The sequence below is a fragment of the Collinsella aerofaciens genome, from assembly GCF_001405375.1.
Lineage (GTDB): Bacteria > Actinomycetota > Coriobacteriia > Coriobacteriales > Coriobacteriaceae > Collinsella > Collinsella aerofaciens_F.
This window is the reverse complement of sequence record NZ_CYYP01000002.1, coordinates 26,046-45,865: the sequence shown is the minus strand read 5'-3', so window position 1 is coordinate 45,865 and position 19,820 is coordinate 26,046. Positions and strand designations below refer to the sequence as shown.

16 protein-coding genes and 1 tRNA gene are annotated in these 19,820 nt (G+C 60.8%); all 17 read left to right on the top strand.

Translation table 11 applies throughout. The annotated features are described in order from the left end of the window. The first annotated feature begins 89 nt into the window (after positions 1-89). The 17 genes from ARB25_RS01325 to mfd all read left to right on the top strand — a co-directional run bounded on the left by ARB25_RS01325 (position 90) and on the right by mfd (position 19,775). Positions 90-1,034: a zinc dependent phospholipase C family protein gene (locus ARB25_RS01325; RefSeq protein WP_055285283.1), complete on the top strand. Its 945-nt coding sequence runs from the start codon at positions 90-92 to the stop codon at positions 1,032-1,034. A 101-nt stretch (positions 1,035-1,135) separates the two neighbouring features. Further along, the gene (locus ARB25_RS01320; protein WP_055285282.1) at positions 1,136-2,395 is read left to right on the top strand and encodes an MFS transporter; all 1,260 of its coding nucleotides are present in this window, start codon (positions 1,136-1,138) and stop codon (positions 2,393-2,395) included. Between the two features lie 171 nt (positions 2,396-2,566). Beyond that, entirely contained in the window at positions 2,567-3,754 is a 1,188-nt protein-coding gene (locus tag ARB25_RS01315) for a glycosyltransferase (RefSeq protein WP_055285281.1), read from the top strand. After that, positions 3,751-5,094, top strand: a complete 1,344-nt coding sequence (locus ARB25_RS01310) for a histidine kinase (RefSeq protein WP_055285280.1) — start codon at positions 3,751-3,753, stop codon at positions 5,092-5,094. The genes ARB25_RS01315 and ARB25_RS01310 overlap by 4 nt, the downstream gene beginning before the upstream one ends. Before the next feature lie 72 nt (positions 5,095-5,166). Beyond that, positions 5,167-5,883 carry a LytR/AlgR family response regulator transcription factor gene (locus tag ARB25_RS01305; protein WP_006235156.1) on the top strand — a complete coding sequence of 239 codons (717 nt, stop codon included), beginning with the start codon at positions 5,167-5,169 and terminating at the stop codon, positions 5,881-5,883. A 96-nt stretch (positions 5,884-5,979) separates the two neighbouring features. Then, positions 5,980-6,447, top strand: a complete 468-nt coding sequence (locus ARB25_RS01300) for a YfcE family phosphodiesterase (protein ID WP_055285279.1) — start codon at positions 5,980-5,982, stop codon at positions 6,445-6,447. 409 nt (positions 6,448-6,856) lie between these two features. Continuing rightward, positions 6,857-6,934 (top strand) — tRNA-Asp (locus ARB25_RS01295). A gap of 359 nt (positions 6,935-7,293) precedes the next feature. After that, positions 7,294-7,779: an RrF2 family transcriptional regulator gene (locus tag ARB25_RS01290; protein WP_055285278.1), complete on the top strand. Its 486-nt coding sequence runs from the start codon at positions 7,294-7,296 to the stop codon at positions 7,777-7,779. Between the two features lie 21 nt (positions 7,780-7,800). After that, entirely contained in the window at positions 7,801-8,706 is a 906-nt protein-coding gene (locus ARB25_RS01285; RefSeq protein ID WP_055285277.1) for an HhH-GPD family protein, read from the top strand. Positions 8,707-8,820: 114 nt separating this feature from the next. Then, complete coding sequence (gene rbr, locus ARB25_RS01280; RefSeq protein ID WP_055285276.1) at positions 8,821-9,360, top strand: rubrerythrin; 540 nt, start codon at positions 8,821-8,823, stop codon at positions 9,358-9,360. 314 nt (positions 9,361-9,674) lie between these two features. After that, positions 9,675-10,307 (top strand): hypothetical protein, encoded by a 633-nt coding sequence (locus tag ARB25_RS01275; RefSeq protein ID WP_055285275.1) that lies wholly within the window; start codon positions 9,675-9,677, stop codon positions 10,305-10,307. A 433-nt stretch (positions 10,308-10,740) separates the two neighbouring features. Next, positions 10,741-11,163, top strand: coding sequence for a hypothetical protein (locus ARB25_RS01270; protein ID WP_055285274.1), 423 nt, complete (start codon positions 10,741-10,743; stop codon positions 11,161-11,163). A 233-nt stretch (positions 11,164-11,396) separates the two neighbouring features. Further along, on the top strand, positions 11,397-11,960 hold the full coding sequence (locus tag ARB25_RS01265; protein WP_055285273.1) for a hypothetical protein: 564 nt from the start codon (positions 11,397-11,399) through the stop codon (positions 11,958-11,960). Between the two features lie 51 nt (positions 11,961-12,011). Next, positions 12,012-13,367 (top strand): DNA recombination protein RmuC, encoded by a 1,356-nt coding sequence (locus ARB25_RS01260; RefSeq protein WP_055285272.1) that lies wholly within the window; start codon positions 12,012-12,014, stop codon positions 13,365-13,367. Positions 13,368-13,490: 123 nt separating this feature from the next. Further along, complete coding sequence (locus tag ARB25_RS01255) at positions 13,491-15,293, top strand: ABC transporter ATP-binding protein (protein WP_055285271.1); 1,803 nt, start codon at positions 13,491-13,493, stop codon at positions 15,291-15,293. Between the two features lie 63 nt (positions 15,294-15,356). Next, positions 15,357-16,022 carry an endonuclease III gene (nth, locus tag ARB25_RS01250; protein WP_055285270.1) on the top strand — a complete coding sequence of 222 codons (666 nt, stop codon included), beginning with the start codon at positions 15,357-15,359 and terminating at the stop codon, positions 16,020-16,022. A gap of 120 nt (positions 16,023-16,142) precedes the next feature. Continuing rightward, a complete protein-coding gene (gene mfd, locus ARB25_RS01245) occupies positions 16,143-19,775 on the top strand; it encodes a transcription-repair coupling factor (RefSeq protein ID WP_055285269.1) in 3,633 nt (1,210 codons plus the stop codon). The last annotated feature ends 45 nt before the right edge of the window (positions 19,776-19,820 follow it).

The following is a 19,820-nucleotide window of genomic DNA, read 5'->3' as shown; positions in this document are numbered from 1 at the left end:
GCTTGCGTGCCGTCGTTTACCATCGCAGGTTTGGCATGGGCGCGCGGTGGGCATAATGGGTGGCATCGAATGAAATCGAAAGGATCATTATGCCCGCGCTTATCACCCATCATCTGTTTGGCGAGGAAAGCATCGACCGTCTTCCGCAGGGCGTCATCACGTCCGATGAAGAGCGCATTGCCTTTATCTTGGGCAACCAAGGCCCCGACCCGTTTTTCTTTCACATTCTGACACCGCGTGTTTCCGACTGCACGCTGCTGGCGCAGGTCATGCATCGGTCGCGCATGTCTCGCCAGTTCGCGTGCCTGCGCGACGGCGTGTCGCATCTGCTGCCGCGCGACGCCAGCTTGGGTCGCGCCTTTGCGTTGGGCCTGCTGTCTCATTACGTGCTCGACCGCAACGCCCATCCCTTTGTCTATGAGCAGCAGTTTGGCATCGTGGAGTCCGATTCAGAGCTTGAGGATTCGAGCAGTCAGGTCCATGCCGTGATCGAGAGCGACCTGGATGTACTGATGCTGCAGCTTAAACGCGATGGCGCTACGGTCGACGATTACCCGCCGGCGGGCGAGATCGTCACCACCGATCGCATCAATCGCGTGGCCGGCGTGCTGATGAGCTATGTTGCCGGACGCGTGTACGGCATTGACATTCCGGCGGGGGAGTACGGTGCTGCCGTTGCCAATATGCAGCGACTTTACCGCGCGATTGAGCCGGCCGGCTCCGCAAAGACGCGCGCGATCTCGCTGGTTGAGGGCTTGGTGCACGACTACTCGCTGCTCGACGGCCTTGCCCATCGCGTGACGACGGAGCTGCCCGAGCGCACCGGTAACCTGGGCCATCTGACATGGAAGAATCCCTTTACCGACGAGGTCTCGAACGAGAGTTTCCCCGAGGTCTTTGATCGCGCGCTGGTCGATTACGAGTGCACGGTCGCACGTTTTATCGAGACCGGTGACATGGATGCCGTGACCAGTCGCGTCAACTACAGCGGTCGCGTGCTCAATGCCGATGAGGAGTTCGACCGCGAGGAATAGGGCCCGTGCGTGCCCCTTTGCCGAATCCTTACCGGCGGTTCTGGACAATTGGGGTACGATGAACTAACTGCATATCGGGCGAATACGAAGGGTCCCTGTCCATGAAATACACCAAGCTCGAGCGTAACTGGGTTATGTATGATGTGGGCAATTCGGCCCTCGTGCTGCTCAATACCTCGGTGGTGCCCATTTACTTTAACGCCATCAATACCGGCGCTTCCTCGGCCGACCTGGTGGTCGCCTGGGGCAATGCACAGACGATCGCCTCGCTGGTCATCGCCATGCTCATGCCCATTCTGGGCGCACTTGCCGACTACGCTGGCAACAAAATCAAGTTCTTCTTGGGCTTTTTCCTCACGGGCCTGGTTCTTTGCCTGGCGCAGGCTATCCCAATGTCCGCCATGGCATTTTTGACCGTGTACGTGCTGTGCACCATCGGCCTTAACTCTTCTATGACGTTCTACGACGCCATGCTGCCCGACATTACCACCGACGAGCGCATGGACGCCGTGTCCAGCTCGGGCTATGCCTGGGGCTACATCGGTTCCACCGTGCCGTTCGTCATCTGCCTGGCGCTCATCATGGGTGGCCCCGCTCTTGGCGTCCCCACCATGCTGGCAACGCGTCTGTCGTTTATCATCACTGGTGCCTGGTGGCTCATCTTTACCCTGCCGCTCATTCGCACCTATAAGCAAAAGTACGGTCGCGAGCGCGGTCCCGAGGACACCATCGGCCACATCGTGGGCGGTGTGTTCTCCGAGGTCGGACACACCATGCGCGAGATCGCCCACAACAAGACCGTGCTGGTCTACATGATTGCGTTCTTCTTCTATATCGACGGTGTGCACACGGTCATTTCCATGGCTACCAGCTACGGCTCGGCTTTGGGCATCGATTCGACCCAGTTGGTCCTGGCGCTGCTCGTCACGCAGTTCGTGGCCTTTCCATCCGCCATCATCTACGGCAAGCTCGCCGGACGCGTGGGCACGCTCAACATGATCCTGGTGGCAGTCGCCGCCTACATGGGCATTGTGCTGTTCGCCGCGTTCTTCCTAAAGACCGCCTTTGAATTCTGGGTGCTTGCCATTATGGTCGGCCTGTTCCAGGGCGGCGTGCAGGCGCTTAGCCGTAGCTACTTTGGCCGCATTATCCCCAAGGAAAAGTCCAACGAGTACTACGGCTTCTTTGATATCTTTGGCCGCTATGCAAGTGTTATGGGCACCTTCTTGGTGTCGGTTGTCACCTCGCTGACCGGCAACCCGTCGCTGGGCGTCCTTTCCATTGGTGTGCTGCTGGTCGTTGGCTTTATGCTGCTGGTCCGCCTGTCCCGCATGACTCGGGCGGCAGAGCGTGCCGCATAGGAGCGAGCGGCTATTGTGCCTGTCCACGGTACTCTTTTGGGGTTATCCGCAATAAACATTGCGACTTGCGAGCAATGATTTGCCCAAGTGGGTATGATGGAATCAGCTAGGTCGCGGGGCGTCGCCTGTGTTTGGCGGCGTCCCGTTTTTGTGTTGCAGGGAGGGTAAGGCATGAACGCCACAGTCGTGATTCCAACGTATTGGGCGGGCGATGACGCTTGCGCAAACGCCCCTGGCACTTATGACCATTCGACGCGACTCAACGCCGACAATCCCGAACTCGACCGCTGCCTGGCCTCGCTTGAGCAGGTGCGTGACATCCCGCGCATCATCCTTTTGGTGGTCTGTCCCGTTTCTGCCACAGCCGATGTGTCGCTGCGCGTGCACGAGATTGTCGACGCGCATCCCACGCTCAAGGTCACCGTTGTCACCAACACCCAGGCCTCGCGCATCGCAGACCGGGTTGCTCAGATCGCGCCCAAGGGTTCGGGCGAGTGCGTGAGCCTGCGAGGCTACGGTGCCATCCGCAACATGGGGCTAGCCTGTGCCGCTGTGCTGGGGCATGACGCGGTTATCTTTTTGGATGACGATGAGACTGTCATCGACGCCGACTTTATGAAGCGCGCGACCTATGCGTTGGGGCAGCAGACACGTCAGGGCTTGCCGATCTTGGTCAAGAGCGGCTATTTCTACGATCGCGACGGCTCGCCGCTGGCTCCCACGGACAAGGCGGGCATCTGCCATCGTTGGTGGACCAAGCGCATCGAGTTCAACCGTTGGATGAAAAAGGCGCTTTCGGGCACCCGCATCTCGCGCTCCAACTACGTGTGCGGCGGCCTGATGGCCCTGCACGCCCGCGCCTTTACGCGTGTGGCCTTTGACCCGTTTATCACCCGCGGCGAGGACTTGGATTACCTCTTTAACATGCGCATGTTTGGCTACGACGTGTGGTTCGATAACGAGTGGACCGTGCGCCATCTGCCTCCGGAGTCCGAAAAGCGCTCACCGCGCTTTATGCAGGATGTATACCGTTGGTACTACGAACGGGCCAAGTTGACATTCGCCGCGCATCAAAAGGAGCTCATTCCCGTTACGGCGGCATCGCTCATGCCCTACCCGGGCCCGTGGATTTCGCGCGAGCTCGACGACCGCGTGCGCAAGACCGCTATGGTCCGCAGCGTGTTTACCCGCGAGCATGAGGGCTACCTGCGCATCTGGCGCCATGGTATCGACGAGGCAAAGGCCTATGCGCGCCAAAACGCTGCAAGCTACCTGCGTTTCCAGAGCTTTTGGCCCAAGATCATGGACGGGCTTTGGCGTGACGCACAACTGATCAGTATCCTGGAGGGGGCCGAATGATCGACCGCCGCGCCCAGCGCGATAGTTCAATATCAATCTTTCGCATCATTGCCGTTGCCTGCGCCATTTGTGTGCTGGTGTACTTTATTTTTGCCTTGGTGACCGGTATCGAGCCGATCGCCACGGTGATTGCCTGCGCGCTGCTGTGCATCTTTCTGTGCATCTTTATCTTTTTGACGCTCAATCCCGATTCGGTGCGCTCCCAGTACACCGAGGAGACGCTCTCGGTGGCCTCGGCCATGCTCGAGGACATTAAGGGCGGTCTGACGCAGGAGTCGGCGCGTTTGGTGTGCCGGCGCATTTTGCCCGAGACGCGCGCCATGACGGTGGCCATCACCGACGAGGACAACGTGCTTGCCTGCGCGGGCGAGTTTGAGGAAAAACTGCTGCCCGATACTCCCATCCACACGCTTGCCACACGCTACGTTATCGAACATGGCATCGTGCAGTCGTTCAACCGTATGGTGGATGTCGTGGGCTCGGACGGCTCGCACAACCAAGTCCCCGCCGGCATTATCGCCCCCATCAAGGTGGGCGATCGTACCGTCGGCACGCTCAAGTTCTACTACAAGACCCCGCGCGCCGTCGACCGTACCCAGTATGCGCTTGCCTCGGGCTTTGCCGAGATCTTGTCCACGCAGCTCGCCATCCACGAGCTCGAGGTGCAAAAGGAACTCACGGCGCGCGCCGAGGTGCGTGCGCTGCAGGCGCAGATTAACCCGCACTTCCTGTTCAACACGCTGAACACCATTGCATCGTTTATGCGCACCGACCCGCTGCGGGCCCGCGAACTGCTTCGTGAGTTCTCATCGTTCTATCGTGCCACGCTCGACAACTCGGGATCGCTTATTCCGGTCTCGCGCGAGGTCGCACAGACCAAGCGCTACCTTACCTTTGAGAAGGCCCGCTTTGGCGAGGATCGCGTGCTTGCGACGTTCGATGTGTCCGAGGACGTGGAAGATACGCTGGTGCCGGCGTTCGCGATCCAGCCGATTGTCGAGAACGCCGTGCGTCATGGTATGGGCGATGACGACGCCCTGAGGATCGACGTGACCGTTCACCAAGACGGCGAGGATGCAATCTTGATTGCCGTGGCCGATAATGGCGTGGGCATGGATGAGGGTACCGCCGCCAGACTGTTTGACGAGCGCTCTGCCCGTCCCGACGCCAGCTCTCCCCAGGGTGGCGGCGCCGGTGTGGCCATGCACAATATTTCGGAGCGCATCCATCGCTTTTATGGGCCGCACTCCTATACGCGTGTCGAATCGGCGCCGGGCAAGGGCACCAAAGTGCTCCTTCATCTTGATTTGTCAGAGAGCATCTTTGACATTCAAGAGTAAAATAAAAGGCTACGGGCTCAACGTCATGCGACGGATGCCCGGCGTAGTTAGTTGACGAAAGGTTTTATCCCTATGCTGCGTGCGATGATTGTGGATGATGAGGCGCCGGCTCGCTCGGAGCTTCGCTTCCTGCTCGAGCAAACGGGCAAGATCGGCACGATCACGGAGGCGTCGAGCGTCCGCTCCGCCATCGAGATGCTTATGGAAAGTCGCGTGGATGTCGTGTTTCTCGATATCTCGATGCCCGGTGCCTCGGGCCTGCAACTTGCCGAGGCGCTGCATAAGCTCAAAAATCCGCCGGCGATCGTGTTTGTGACTGCGTATAGTGACCATGCGGTCGAGGCATTCGACGTGGATGCCGTCGATTATCTGATGAAGCCGGTCGAGGAAGCTCGCTTGGATCGCGCGATTGAGAAGGTCATGCAACGCGCCAAGCCGGTTACGGACAGCAAGGTGACCATCGAGCGTATCCCGGTGGAAAAGGGCGGCCGCAAGGTGCTCATTCCCGTGGACGACATTCGCTTTATCATGGCCAAGGACGATTACTCCTGCATCTATACCGTCGATGATCGCTTTTTGTCGACAACCTCGCTGGCGCAGTTTGAGGCCAAGCTCTGCGACTTTGGCTTCTTCCGTGTTCACCGCCGCTATATCGTCAACTTGGCGTGCGTCACGGATGTCGAGACGGTGCCCTCGGGTGCCATCCAACTGGGCATTACGGGCGTCGACGAGCGCGTGCCGGTTTCGCGCCGTCGCGTCGTGCCGCTCAAGAAGGCCCTGAGTCTCTAGCACACTGGCCCCGCAGCCCTGTAGACCCATCGTCTGCGGAGCCGTGGGGCCTTTTTGTATATATCTGCCGAATCGTTTTTTTGCGGAAGGGATCCCATGAACAGTGCAAGCGCCAAGCGCATCGACATCATCTCGGACACCCACGGCTATCTTTCGCCTGCGCTCTTGGATGAGCTTGAGGGCGCAGACCTGATCATCCACGCCGGCGACCTCACGTCAGAGATAGACTACGAGCACCTATGCACCATCGCCCCCGTGCGGGCCGTACTGGGCAACAACGATTACTACCGTGACTACGGCCCCGATGTAGACCGTCTTGCACTCTTTACCTACGAAGGCCTCAAATTCGCCGTAGCCCACTACCGCGAAGACCTTCCGGTGGGATCCGTAGACGTAGCCATCAACGGCCACACCCACGTAACCAAAGAAGCCCAAGTGGGCCGTTGCTTAGTCCTCAACCCGGGCAGCGCCAGCTACCCCAGAGGCACCCGAGGCCCCACCATGGCCAGAATGCTAGTAAAAGACGGCAAGATCCTAAGCACTAAGTTTATTGACCTAGAGTAATCACAACAAAAACGGGGGATGTAGATGCGTCCCCCGTTTCCATTTGAGCCAATGGCCGAGCTTCAACAAGAACCTTAGACAACCCCGCCGTGGAGAACGGGGCCGCCGAGCGGCGAAGCGGCGAGCAACAACAACGGCTCGAACAAAGTGACGGCAGGGAGGGTCTCCGGGGCCGGCTGGCGCGGGTTAAGTTTGTCGCGAGTTCCGCACGCAAAGGAAAGCACTTAATGTGCTTTCCGTCTTGCGCAGGACTGTAGAGCAGCAAACTTAACCCGCGCCAGCCGGCCCCGGAGACCCTCCCGGAGGGACCGAAAAATTTTTTCAAAAAAGTTGTTGCGCGGCGGACAGACTTCTGTGTATACTAATCCCCGCAGCGCACGCGAGCGGAAACAAACGCGAACGTCTGCCTGGGGAGTTAGCTCAGTTTGGTTAGAGCGCCGGCCTGTCACGTCGGAGGTCGCGGGTTCGAGCCCCGTACTTCCCGCCAACGCAATTAAAGCCACGTCTTCGGACGTGGCTTTTTGCGTTTGATGCACTTTGTTTCGATAGAACGATCGCCCTGGTGCATCTTCGCCCAGAATCCCCGCGCCTTCGGGAACGCAAGTAAAATCTAATAAGTATATCTGTCTGAACAACAGCTTTGTTGCGCAACACCTGTTCTACGAGACAGGGGGTTAGGTTATACTAAATTGCACTGTGCGCCGCATCTGATGCATTTCGCTCCAAGCGCGGCACTCAGTGGATATCCGATTTACCATTTGGATGTCCTGGCGGTCATTTAGCGTCTCGACACAAGCTCGGCCCCGGAGCTCGTTCGAGCTGTTCGTATTCCTTGAAAGGGGAAAAATGGACATATCGAGGAAGACTGATTACGCCCTTCGCATGCTGGCGATGCTTGCCGAGGATCCGGAGCGTTTGCTTTCTGTTCGCACCGCTGCCGAAGAGGTCAATGTCCCGTATTCGTTTGCCCGCTCGATTCAGCACGGTTTGTTCCAGGCCGGTATTGTGGAGAGCCTGCGTGGCGTCCACGGTGGCATGCGTCTCAAGGTCAGTCCGGACGACGTCACTATCCGCCAGGTCGTCGAGGCCGTTCAGGGTCCTATGGTTATGAACGATTGCACCGCGCCCGATGGTGACTGTGCGCGCATGGGCGCGTGCTGCTATCATCCCCTGTGGGCCGGAGCCCAGGCGTTGATGCGCGACTACCTCGATTCCGTTTCGCTCGGCGACATCGTCGCTCACCGCCAGTTCCCGGCCGTCGATCCCAAGTTCGCCGACCGCGAAGCGTTTCCCGAGTACGCCACCTGCGCGTGCGCTTACCGGGAGGAATAGCGCCGCATAAGGAGCATAGCCATGATTCAGGACCCCTTTCGTTCGATGATTCGTTCGGAAGGGGTCCTGCGTTATCGCGACCTTCCGTGGCGCCGCACACGCGATCCGTACATCATTTGGCTTTCTGAGGTCATGCTGCAGCAAACGCAGGTGCCGCGTGTGGAGGCGCGCATGCCGGTGTGGCTCGATCGTTTTCCGACTGTGCAGGCGCTTGCCCAGGCCGCGCCTTCCGATGTTTTGGACGCTTGGCAGGGCATGGGCTACAACCGACGCGCTCTGGCGCTTCATGGGGCCGCTCAGCGCGTTGTAGAGGACTGGGACGGGGAGTTTCCGCGTGAGACGCGTGACTTGGTCGCTCTGCCCGGCATTGGCCCGGCAACGGCGCAGGGCATCCGTTCGTTTGCGTTTGATCTTCCAGGCGTGTATCTAGAGACCAATGTGCGCACGGTCTTTTTGCATCATTTCTTTCCCGATGTGCCGGCCGTTCCCGATCGCGAGCTGGTGCCGCTGATTCAAGCCGCCTGTCCGGCGGCCCCTGGTGCGGCGGCGGATGAGATTGCGCCCTTTGCCGTGCCTCAAGACGATGCCGACACGCCGCGCGCATGGTATTACGCGTTGCTGGATTACGGCGCGTATCTTAAAAAGACGCTGCCCAATCCGTCCAGGCGGTCGGCGGGCTATAGTCGTCAGTCCAAGTTTGAGGGCTCGCGTCGCCAAAAGCGCGCCCACATTGTGCGCATGCTGCTGGCGGCGCGCGATGGGCAACCGGCAGGTATTACGCTCGATGAAGCCGTTGCAGGCGTTAACGAGATGGAGACGGCAGCCGGCCGAGAGCCGGTCGAGCGCGAGCTGGTCGCAAGCATTCTTGCCGATCTGGAGCGCGAGGGCTTTTGCGGCTCCGAGGGCGATCGTTGGCTGAGTGTGTAGCTCACTCGAATCTGAAGAACGGGATTGTAAGGTTTAAATTCTCGGCATGAGGGCATCCTTAAAGCAAGGCCGCTCAAAGTCTGTGGGCGGCATGCGTTGAAGGGAAGTACACCTATGGATTTTGAGAATTCCCAAACCAAGAAGAACCTCGAGACCGCTTTTGCCGGTGAGTCCCAGGCACACACCAAGTATCGCTACTATGCATCCAAGGCCAAAAAGGACGGCTACGTTCAGATCTCGAATATTTTTGCCGAGACGGCGGGCAACGAGTCCGAGCACGCCAAGCTGTGGTTTAAGTATCTGCACGACGGCGCCGTTCCGGGCACTCTGGACAACCTGCGCGACGCCGCTGCGGGCGAGAACTACGAGTGGACCACGATGTACGACGAGTTCGCCAAGACCGCCGAGGAGGAGGGCTTTGTCGAGATCGCCGAGAAGTTCCGTGGCGTCGCCGCCGTCGAGAAGGCCCACGAGGAGCGCTACAACAAACTCGTCGAGCGCATCGAGTCGGGCGAGGTGTTTGAGCGTGAGGGCGTGAAGGTGTGGAAGTGCCTGAACTGCGGGCACCTGCACGTTGGTGCCGAGGCGCCTGAGGTGTGCCCGGTATGTAACCATCCGAAGGCGTACTTTGAGGAGCAGGTGGTGAACTACTAGCGCTTGGCGCTAACGTGAGCTGGGCCGGGAGGGCCGGACTACCTTCCCTCCTCGCTCACGGCTTCGCAGGGCAACTGCTGGTTTCACCGCTCCGGGCGTCAGACCCGCGGCGCATCCCTTTCCCTCTCGCTCACGGCTTCGCAGGGTCGCGCGAGGCAAAGGCATACGCCGCGGGTCTGACGACACGGGCTAGCCAACGAGTTTTGGCTAATAGATTGGTTTGCGTGCCGCCCCTTTTGGGGCGGCACTATTTGTTAGGGGGTACACTGGGTAGCGGCTTTTAGTTTATCTACTACCTGATGAGGTGTTTTTTTATGGGTAAGAAGTCTCGGGCTCGGGTTGCTGCGGCGGGAACTCGCAAGGATCCTGGTCGTCGGGTTGCCGAGGGTAAAAAGGCCGATCGTGCCGAGAAGGACAAGAAAGTCGGCGCGCATGCTCATCCTGAGTGGGCGCCCCATTTGAATTCGGCTAGTGAGGATTTGACTGCCAAGTTGTTTACTCTGGTCGAGGTAATTTTGGGCGTGGTGCCCCTTGTGGTTATCGGTTTATTTTTGGCTTCGAAGGACGCTACGAGTGTCGATAAACTCACCGAAGTCTTTTCGCAAGAGCCCTCGATGGTGGTCACGTTTATTTCTGCGTGCTTGCAGCCGTTTGTGGCGTACATGCTGTATATGGTCTACCGCAAATACTGCGAGGGCGACGCTGGTTTTGTCGCCGGCAACCTGATCAGTCTTTTGTGCTCCGAGATCCTACTGCTCAATATCCCGGGCGTCATCGGTATGGGCATCTTGCTGTGGCGTGTTTGGCGCAACGTTGCCCCGCACTTTGAGAGCTGGCTGTTTGAGCGCCGTGCAATGGGCGTGTTGGCAGACATCGCGGGCTCGCTCGTGATTCTAGCCTTGGCGTTTATGTGCGCCACCGCCGCCCGAGGTCTCGCGGGCATGTAGTCTGTCCTCACCGACCACGGAGCGCAGGGCGGGGAAACCTCTCCCTTTTGCTCACGGCTTCGCAGGGTCGCGCGAGGCAAAGGTTTCCCCGCCCTGCGCTCCGGCGTTGAGTCGCTGCGTGCTCGTTACAGAAAAGCTGATAATAAGTTTGTGTGCCGCCCCTTTGGGGCGGCACTTTTTGTGTGGGGTCCCGGTCTCCACAATTTCCGTCAAGCTTTTGGTTAGGTTTTGGTCGGTTGGCGCAAGAGCGGAAGGGCAAAAGATTGCTGGCGAAAAAAGCTCAAAGAAAGTGCTGGTAGGCGAGTTGTTGAGCTTTTTGGCAGTTTTCTGACAAAAGAATCTTTGCGGCTATTGCCGGCAATTGCGTTGTCGCGGTCATGGCGGTGCGGGATGCTGGTCGTAAGCGTCGAATGCTCCGATTTTGGAGGCCAGCATGGATCTGTTTCTTGAGACTCCGCAGCAACAAGCTGAGCGCATGCTGCGTCAGCAGCAACGACTCATGGAGATGCAAATGCAGGGGGCGGCAGCCCAGCCCCCTGCGCAAAATGCCACGCCTTCGGTTTCGCCTGCGGGCGAATCGGCACCAGAGGCCTATTCCGTACAGCAAGATTCATATGCGCAGGAGCTCGCGTTCGACAAGCGTCGTGCGCGTCGTCGCCGCGTGGGCCAGCGCCTGCGCACATTGGCGATGATCGTGCTCATCCCGCTGGGGCTTGCGGTCATCTTTTTGGCGTCGTATGCCCTCACGTGCATCCTCAACGGCGCATCGCCCAACGAGGTGCTCCAACATCTAACGGCCCTGGGCCAGCGCCTAGGCGACGTCATAATAACCATCCGCGCCGGCTGGGAGAGTTAGCGTTTGTCGCATTAGGACTTCGAGGGTGTAGGGATTGTCGCCACGAGTAGAATCCTTGCATCCTGTTGGTCCTGTCATACGACTGAATAGTATTATTGAAGATGAATAATAATAGAAAATGCCATGTTAAGGTACTTAACGACATCCTTGGAGAATCTGGCGTCGTCGCCTTTGGAGCGAAGCTATCAAGAGATGGTCTGTGCATACAGGCAATACAAAAAGGAGGTGCTCGGTTGAATCTGACCTTTGAGGGATTCTTAAAAGGCTATTGCCGAGAGCTATCCGGACAGCAGTCGCTGAGTTTTAGAAAATTGGTTGAGCAGGCGACGACGGATGCGCCGCGCGTGGCGGAGCCTCTGTTTTTGCTCGCTTTGGCGCAAGGAAAAGCCGAATACGTTCTGGGCTTATCCGAGGGCTCGTGGATGGAACAGGATTACCGAGACGTTTTATCCTTGTACGGCCAAGCGGGTAGCATGGCGTCTCTATGCGCCAAAAGTGAGCTCCCTAATCGTTATGCCAACGTTTGGCGTGCGTATAGAGCAGTGAAGGAAAAGCCGGCGGCCGATAGAAGGGTGAACGCCCTGATGAGAAAGAAAACGCTGGAAGCATTGGAGGAATCGGGTGTAACGCGCTATGGCCTCTGTCGTGCTCTGCGCCTGAATAAAGGAAACGTATACGCATACTTGGCCGGCGATGACTCAAAGGTGAGCAGGAAAACGGCGCGCCGCATTATGGAATATGCGGAGGAGAGGGGCACCCAAGAAGGGGCCGGGCACCCGGTGTGTGTGACGGGGTAAGATTGATCGCGGTTTTGATTGGTGCTCGATTGGGTTTGTTGGGCGGAGTTTATGTCTGCTATTGATATTGTGCTTGTTGTGATCGCCTTGGTGGCGGTGGGAGTTGCTGTGGCTTGCGCCCTCCAGCTCAAGAGCCTGCGTGCCGAATTGCGGGAGCGTGGCGACAGTAGCGCGGAAACGCTGGCAGCACTCGAGCAGGCCAACAACGCGCTCGATGCCCTGAACGTCGCGCTGGCCGAAACTCGCCGCACGGCCAATGCCATCGCGCAGCAGCAGACGACAGATGCGGTCGTGGAGCAGCAACGTTACCTGACCATCGCACGTGAGTTTTCGCAAGCTGGTGACCGGATGGATGACCTGCGCCGCGAGACGGCCCAACAGCTCGGTGCCAACCGCGAGGGCATCGAGCACCGCCTGGACAAGGTGCGCGAGACGGTCGATGCCCAGCTGGGTGCTATCCGCAAAGACAACAACGTGCAACTCGATCAGATGCGCGCGACGGTGGACGAGAAGCTTTCCCGCACGCTCAACGATCGCCTGTCGGCATCGTTTAAGCAGGTGAGCGACCAGCTCGAGGCCGTGTACAAGGGCCTGGGCGACATGCAGTCCATCGCCACCGGCGTGGGCGACCTTAAGCGCGTGCTGGGCAACGTGAAGGCGCGTGGCATTTTGGGCGAGGTGCAGCTGGGTGCAATTCTGGCGGACATCCTTACACCCGACCAGTATCTGGAAAACGTCGCCACCAAGCCCGGCGCCTCGGAGCGCGTTGAGTTTGCCGTCAAGCTGCCGGTGGACGAGGGCGACCCCGTGCTGCTGCCGATTGACTCCAAGTTTCCGGGCGACGCGTACGAGCACTTGCTCGACGCGCAGGAGTCGGGTGACGCTGAGGCCGTCGCCGCAGCGCGCAAGACGCTCGACACCATGGTCAAGCGCGAGGCCAAGGATATCTGCGAAAAGTACCTGAGTGTGCCGGCAACGACCAACTTTGGCATCATGTTCGTGCCGTTTGAAGGACTGTACGCCGAGGTCGTCAGCCGCCCCGGGCTTATCGAGACCCTGGGCCGCGACTATCACGTCAACGTTGCCGGCCCCAGCACCATGGCAGCCATTCTCAACAGCCTGCAGATGAGTTACCAAACGTTTAAGCTGCAAAAACGCACCGACGATGTACTGCGAGTGCTCTCCGCCGTCAAGGCCGAGCTGCCGCGCTATCAAAAGGCGCTGCGCCGCGCCCAGCAGCAGATCGAGACCGCGGGCAAAACGGTCGAGGGCATTATCACCACGCGCACCAACGTCATGGAGCGCAAACTCAAGGATATCGACGCGCTGGAAGATGCCGAGGAGGCCGACGAGATCTTGGGGCTCACATCCGCGGAGCTGCTCGCAGACCAAAAAGACGAGGACTAATTGCATCTGACGGCGGAGCGCCTGCGCAAGCACGGCGCGGGCGCTTTTCGCATCGCGCTTGTCTGAAGCGTGCTCCAATGTGCAACAATGGCGTTTCGCCCTATCAGACACGAAAGGAAGCCCATGTCTCAGAGAAGCACCAGCCCGCTCAGCCGCTCCACCGTGCGCCGCACGCTGCAGCGGTTTTGGGGTGTCACGCGCATGCAGCCGCTGATCGTCTTTCTCTCGGTGTTCTCGTCGGCGGGCTACATCTTTTTGCTCACGTTTGCCAACACCTACGTGATGGCCCTTATCGTCGACCGCGTCCAGGCCGGTCCCGTGGCGGGCGACCGGGTGTTTGAGGTCTTTGGCCCCTACATTCTGGCACTCGTGCTCGTTAACCTAGTGGGCCAAATCCTCTCCAAGCTGCAGGACTACACCGTCTACAAGCTCGAGATTGCGGGCAACTATCACCTGGCACGCCTGTGCTTCGACACGCTCTCCAATCAATCCATGACATTCCACACCAGCCGTTTTGGCGGATCGCTTGTGAGCCAGACGAGCCGTTTTATGAGCGGCTACACGGGCTTGGTCGACGTGACGGTGTATTCGCTCATTCCCACCATCACCTCGGTTGTCTGCACCGTGGCCGCACTCGCCCCGGTGGTGCCGACGTTTACCGTGATCCTGGTGTGTATCATGGTCGTCTACATCGCGTTTGTCTGGCTTATGTACAAGCGCATCATGCCGCTTTCGGCCGCGACGTCCGCCGCGCAGAACAAGCTCTCGGGCGTGCTCTCCGACGCGGTCACGAACATCTTGGCTGTCAAGACCTGCGGGCGCGAGGACTTTGAACGCGATCTGTTCGACGCCGCCGATCGTGCCGCGCGCGACGCCGAGACAGTCTCGATGCATGCCATGATGCAGCGCAACTTTACGACCTCGGGCCTTATCGTCATCACTATGGCCGTGGTGAGTGTGTTCGTGGCGGGCGGCAACGCGTGGTTTGGCATCTCGGCCGGCTCGCTCGTCATGATCTTTACCTACACCTATAACCTCACCATGCGCCTGAACTACGTAAGCTCCATGATGCAGCGCATCAACCGCGCGCTCGGCGATGCGGCCGAGATGACGCGCGTGCTGGACGAGCCATGTTTGGTGGCAGACGACCCGGACGCCCCTGAGCTCAAAGTGACCGAGGGCGCGATTGATTTTGAGCACCTGAGCTTTGCGTACCGTGACGCTGCGGCGGGCGAGAGCGTGTTCGATGACCTGACACTTCATGTGGCGGCGGGCCAGCGCGTGGGCCTGGTGGGCAAATCGGGCTCGGGTAAGACGACGCTCACCAAGTTGCTGCTGCGCCTGGACGATGTCCAGGGCGGCCGCGTGCTCGTGGACGGTCAGGATGTCTCGCGCTGCACGCAGCAGAGCCTGCGCCGCCAGGTTGCCTACGTGCCGCAGGAGGCGCTGCTGTTCCACCGCTCCATTCGCGAAAACATTGCCTACGGTCGTCCCAACGCCACTGATGAGCAGATTCGCGAGGCCGCGTGCCTGGCCAATGCCCTGGAGTTTATCGACCGCTTGCCCCGTGGCTTTGACACCATGGTGGGCGAGCGCGGCGTCAAGCTCTCGGGCGGTCAGCGTCAGCGCGTGGCTATCGCCCGTGCCATCCTAACCGACGCGCCGATTCTAGTGCTCGACGAGGCGACGTCTGCCCTCGACAGCGAGTCCGAGGCGCTGGTGCAGGAGGCGCTCGAAAACCTGATGCGTGGACGCACCTCCATTGTGGTGGCACATCGCCTGTCCACCGTGGCGGCGCTCGACCGCATCGTGGTGCTGGCGGACGGCGAGATTGTCGAGGACGGTACGCATGCGCAGCTTGTCGAGGCGGGCGGCGAGTACGCAAGCCTGTGGGGCCGCCAGACCGGCGCATTTTTGGAGGCGTAGGCGTCTCGGACGTGGGACAATTGTGCCCATAAGTTTATTGTGCCGTTGAGCCGAGGAGTCGTTATGCCACGCGAGACCAATGCCGCCAAGCGCGAGCGCGCCGTTGAGGTGTGCGAGCGTCTCAACCGTCGCTATGGCCCGGTCGAGTGCTTTTTGGACCACGAGAATCCCTTCCGCCTGCTGATCGCGGTGCTGCTCTCGGCGCAAACGACCGATGCGCAGGTCAACAAGGTGACACCGCGGCTGTTTGCCCAGTGGCCCACGCCCGAGGCCATGGCCGGGGCGAGCGTGACTGACGTGGCAGACACCATCAAGTCGCTTGGCTTTTATAAGAGCAAGGCCAAGCATGCCGTTGAGGCAGCGCAGATGATCGTTGCCGATTACGGCGGCGAGGTACCTGCCGACATGAAGGAACTCGTCAAACTGCCGGGCGTGGGACGCAAAACGGCGAACATCGTGCTCAACGTGGGGTTTGGCATTGTCGAGGGCATCGCGGTCGATACGCACGTCAACCGCATCGCGCACCGCCTGATGCTGAGTCCCAAGACGCATGCCAAAGAGCCGCTCAAGACCGAGCAAGACCTGCTCAAGATTTTGCCGCGCGAGTATTGGGAATCGGTCAACCACCAGTGGATTACCTTTGGCCGCGAGATCTGCGACGCCCGCAAACCCAAGTGCGACGAGTGCCCGCTGGCAGACCTTTGCCCCAGCGTGCGCGTTTTGGGGTAGCTGTTTGGCGTGCGCTGGCGTGTCCACCTCATGCGCTACCATGATAATCAAGACTTTTGACGTACGACCCGCCGAGCTTGCCCCGGCGGGCTTTTGGCGTTGCGATGCCGGAGGAACAGCATGCTCATTCACCGTATAGCCGCGCAGCTCTACACTGCCGAGGCGCTGCAGACCGTCGAGGCGGGACTCGATGCCGGCGAGGACGTGACGCTGGCCGTGTCGCAGTCGGGTCGCACGCTTATGGCGGCGGCCCAGTTTGCGCGCCGTCCGCGCCCGACGGTCTACATTGTGAGCGGCGAGGACGCGGCCGATCGCGCTGCGCGCAGCCTGGCCGCCTATGTGGGGCTGGCGCACGTGTGCCGCTTTCCCGAGCGCAAGGACTACCCTTGGCGCGAGCAGGCGCCCGACGACGCCGTGGTGGCGCAGCGCTGCGAGGCACTCGGGCGCATCGTGCGCGGGGACAACTGCATCATGGTTGCCTCGGCCCGCGCGTTGCTGCGCTGCGTGCCGCCAGTCGAGAGCCGCTACTGGGAGTCCACGACCTTTGCGGTGGGCGAGGATATTCCTTTTGACGAGGTGCCGCATCGCCTGGTGGGCATGGGCTACACCAATGCCGGCGCCGCCGACGCGCCCGGCCTGTTCCGCGTGCACGGCGACACCGTCGAGGTGTTCCCCGCGCAGGAGAAAGCGCCCGTGCGTATCGAGTTCTTCGGCGACGAAATTGATCGCATTCGCCGCATGGTGAGCTCAACGGGGCAGACCATCGGCAACGAGGACAGTATCGAGATCTTCCCTTGCCGCGAGCTGGCGCTTACCGACGATGCGGTCCACAACATGCATGTGGCGCTCTATCGCGCCAGCCAGGACGATAGCAAGTTGGCGGCGCTGCTCGAGATGGTGGATGCACGCATCGTCACGCCCGAGCTTGACCGCTTTTTGCCGGTGATGTACGGCCAGACCGTGAGCCCGCTGGCACACGTGGGCGGCAAGGCGCTCGTGGTCCTGTCCGAGCCGCGCTCGCTGTTCGACGATTGCCTGCGCGCCTACGAGGATATCGAGGCGCGTGCCGGTGAGGCGGGGATTGGCCGACTGGATGGCCTGTATGTACGTGCCCAGCAGCTCGATTTTGGTGCTCAGCAGCGCCTGAACTATGTGAGCCTGATTCGCGCCGGCGGCGCGGTTACGGCAGAGCTCAAGATTGAGCAGCCGGCCATTGCGGGCTCGGACAACCGCTTTATGACGCGCATTCAGGAAGTCGTGGGCAAGCGCTATGCCTGCGTGTTTGCCATCCCCGACCGCGGTGCGCGCGAGTCGATGGAGCTCACCTTTGGCGACGAGGGCATTACCTTTGAGGAGTCGCTGACGGCAGCGCCCGAAAACGCCGGCGTTATTGGCGAGCGCGTACGTGTGGCAGCGGCGGATTCTGCCGATCGTGCTGCCCGCCAGGAGGCCCATGCTTCCATTCGCGAGCGCCGCGCAGATACGCTCAACGCCCGCTCGCTCGAGGCGGGTGCCGCCCAGGCTGCCGCCGGTGCCGCCGTGCCCACCATCTCGCGCGGACGCGTAACCTTCGTCGATGCCGCCCTGCCGCAGGGCGTGGTGGTGCCCGATGCCAATTTGGCCGTGTTCTCGATCGCCGACCTCAACGCCCGCATGGATGCCAACCGCGCGCGGAGCCGCCGCAAGGTTGACATCACGCAGATCACCTTCCCGTTTAAGCCGGGCGACTACGTGGTGCACGCCACCCACGGCATCGCGCTCTTTAGCGAGATCGCGCGCCAGGAAGTGGGCGGCAAGGAGCGCGACTACTTTTTGCTGGAATATGCCGACGGCGACAAGCTCTACGTGCCGTTGGAGCAGATCGACCGCATCACGCGCTATGTTGGCCCCGACGGCGACAAGCCGCGTCTGACCAGGCTCAACACAGCCGACTGGACGCGTGCCACCAACAAGGCGCGCAAGAACGCCAAAAAGCTGGCGTTTGACCTGGTCGATCTGTATACGCGTCGCTCGTCGATTACCGGTATCGCCTGCCCGCCCGACACGCCCGAGCAGATCGAGATGGAGGAGAGCTTCCCCTACGACGAGACGCGCGACCAGCTGGAAGCCATCGCCGACATTAAGGCCGACATGGAGGCGCCAAAGCCCATGGACCGCCTGCTGTGCGGCGACGTGGGCTTTGGCAAGACCGAGGTCGCCCTGCGTGCGGCGTTTAAGTGTGTGGACTCCGGCCGCCAGGTCATGGTGCTCTGCCCCACGACCATTCTGGCCCAGCAGCACTACGAGACGTTCTTTGAACGCTTTGCCCCGTTCGGCCTTGAGGTCGAGGTGCTCAGCCGCTTCCGCACGCCGGCGCAGCAAAAGCGCGCGCTCAAGGCGTTTGCCGAGGGCGCAATCGATGTGCTCATCGGCACCCACCGTCTGCTTTCGGCCGATGTGAACCCCAAGAACCTGGGCCTGGTGATCATCGACGAGGAACAGCGCTTTGGCGTGCAGCACAAGGAACAGCTCAAGAACCTGCGCGAGCAGATTGACGTGCTCACGCTTTCGGCAACGCCGATTCCGCGAACCATGCAGATGGCCACGAGTGGCGTACGCGACATGAGCCTAATCACCACACCGCCGACCGGGCGTCGTCCCGTGATCGTGCACGTGGGGGAGTACGACCCCGACGTGGTGAGTGCGGCGATTCGCCTGGAGGTGGGCCGCGGCGGTCAGGTGTATTACGTGTCCAACCGCGTCAAGACCATCGATGATGCCGTGGCGCGCGTGCACGAGGCCGCGCCCGAGGCGCGCGTGGGCGTGGCGCACGGCAAGATGAGCCCGCGCGAGGTCGAGGACGTGATGATCGAGTTCGCGACCAAGAAGATCGACGTGCTCATCGCCACGACCATCGTGGAGAGCGGCATCGACAACGCAACGGCCAACACGCTGATCATCGAGGACTCGCAGCGCTTGGGCCTGGCACAGCTCTACCAGCTCAAGGGCCGTGTGGGCCGCTCTGCCACGCAGGCCTACGCGTACTTTATGTTCCCGGGCGAGCTGCCGCTCACCGAGGAGGCGACGGCGCGCCTGACCGCACTTTCCGAGTTCCAGGACCTGGGCAGCGGTATGCGTATCGCCATGCGCGACCTGGAGATCCGTGGTGCCGGCTCGCTCATGGGCGCCGAGCAGCACGGCAACCTGTCGAGCGTGGGCTTCGACCTGTTTACGCAGATGCTGGGCCAGGCAGTGGCCGAGGCGCGCGGCGATGACGACGCCGGCGTGGAGGCGGCGAGCGTGGGCATTAACCTGCCGGCCGACTACTTCTTGTCCGAGGAGTACCTGCCGGCGGTGGATCAGCGCGTGCTCGTGTACCGTAAGCTCGCGGCGGCCGAGGACCTGGAGAGCATCGACGAGGTGCAGGAAGAGACCGAGGCCGCGCACGGTGAGCTGCCGCTGGCGGGGCTCAACCTGTTCAACCGCGCGCGTATTCGTATCCGCGGCGAGCGCTTGGGGCTCGAGAGCGTCACGCTCAGCGGCGGCCGCATCACGTTTTTGGGCGTCGACGTGCCCAAGAAGGTGGCCTTTGAGCTTAAGACCCGCTATGGCGCGGTGAACTTCCCCAAGAGCCGCAAGCTGTCGGTGCCCTACAAGGCGGGCGCCGGTGCGGGCAGCGGCCTGGGTCGCGGTCTCGACGCCAACGACGGCACCGGTCCCGTGGCGGCGGCGCTCATGCTGCTGCAACAGCTGGGTGCCAGCGACGACGACTAACGGGTCGACGCTGCAAACGCTCCATTTGGGCAATCTGGCTCCATC

Bases quoted from the DNA above. Each gene is read 5' to 3' on its own strand.
- ARB25_RS01325 (WP_055285283.1), top strand. From the start codon at position 90: ATGCCCGCGCTTATCACCCATCATCTGTTTGGCGAGGAAAGCATCGAC.
- ARB25_RS01320 (WP_055285282.1), top strand. From the start codon at position 1,136: ATGAAATACACCAAGCTCGAGCGTAACTGGGTTATGTATGATGTGGGC.
- ARB25_RS01315 (WP_055285281.1), top strand. From the start codon at position 2,567: ATGAACGCCACAGTCGTGATTCCAACGTATTGGGCGGGCGATGACGCT.
- ARB25_RS01310 (WP_055285280.1), top strand. From the start codon at position 3,751: ATGATCGACCGCCGCGCCCAGCGCGATAGTTCAATATCAATCTTTCGC.
- ARB25_RS01305 (WP_006235156.1), top strand. From the start codon at position 5,167: ATGCTGCGTGCGATGATTGTGGATGATGAGGCGCCGGCTCGCTCGGAG.
- ARB25_RS01300 (WP_055285279.1), top strand. From the start codon at position 5,980: ATGAACAGTGCAAGCGCCAAGCGCATCGACATCATCTCGGACACCCAC.
- ARB25_RS01290 (WP_055285278.1), top strand. From the start codon at position 7,294: ATGGACATATCGAGGAAGACTGATTACGCCCTTCGCATGCTGGCGATG.
- ARB25_RS01285 (WP_055285277.1), top strand. From the start codon at position 7,801: ATGATTCAGGACCCCTTTCGTTCGATGATTCGTTCGGAAGGGGTCCTG.
- rbr (WP_055285276.1), top strand. From the start codon at position 8,821: ATGGATTTTGAGAATTCCCAAACCAAGAAGAACCTCGAGACCGCTTTT.
- ARB25_RS01275 (WP_055285275.1), top strand. From the start codon at position 9,675: ATGGGTAAGAAGTCTCGGGCTCGGGTTGCTGCGGCGGGAACTCGCAAG.
- ARB25_RS01270 (WP_055285274.1), top strand. From the start codon at position 10,741: ATGGATCTGTTTCTTGAGACTCCGCAGCAACAAGCTGAGCGCATGCTG.
- ARB25_RS01260 (WP_055285272.1), top strand. From the start codon at position 12,012: ATGTCTGCTATTGATATTGTGCTTGTTGTGATCGCCTTGGTGGCGGTG.
- ARB25_RS01255 (WP_055285271.1), top strand. From the start codon at position 13,491: ATGTCTCAGAGAAGCACCAGCCCGCTCAGCCGCTCCACCGTGCGCCGC.
- nth (WP_055285270.1), top strand. From the start codon at position 15,357: ATGCCACGCGAGACCAATGCCGCCAAGCGCGAGCGCGCCGTTGAGGTG.
- mfd (WP_055285269.1), top strand. From the start codon at position 16,143: ATGCTCATTCACCGTATAGCCGCGCAGCTCTACACTGCCGAGGCGCTG.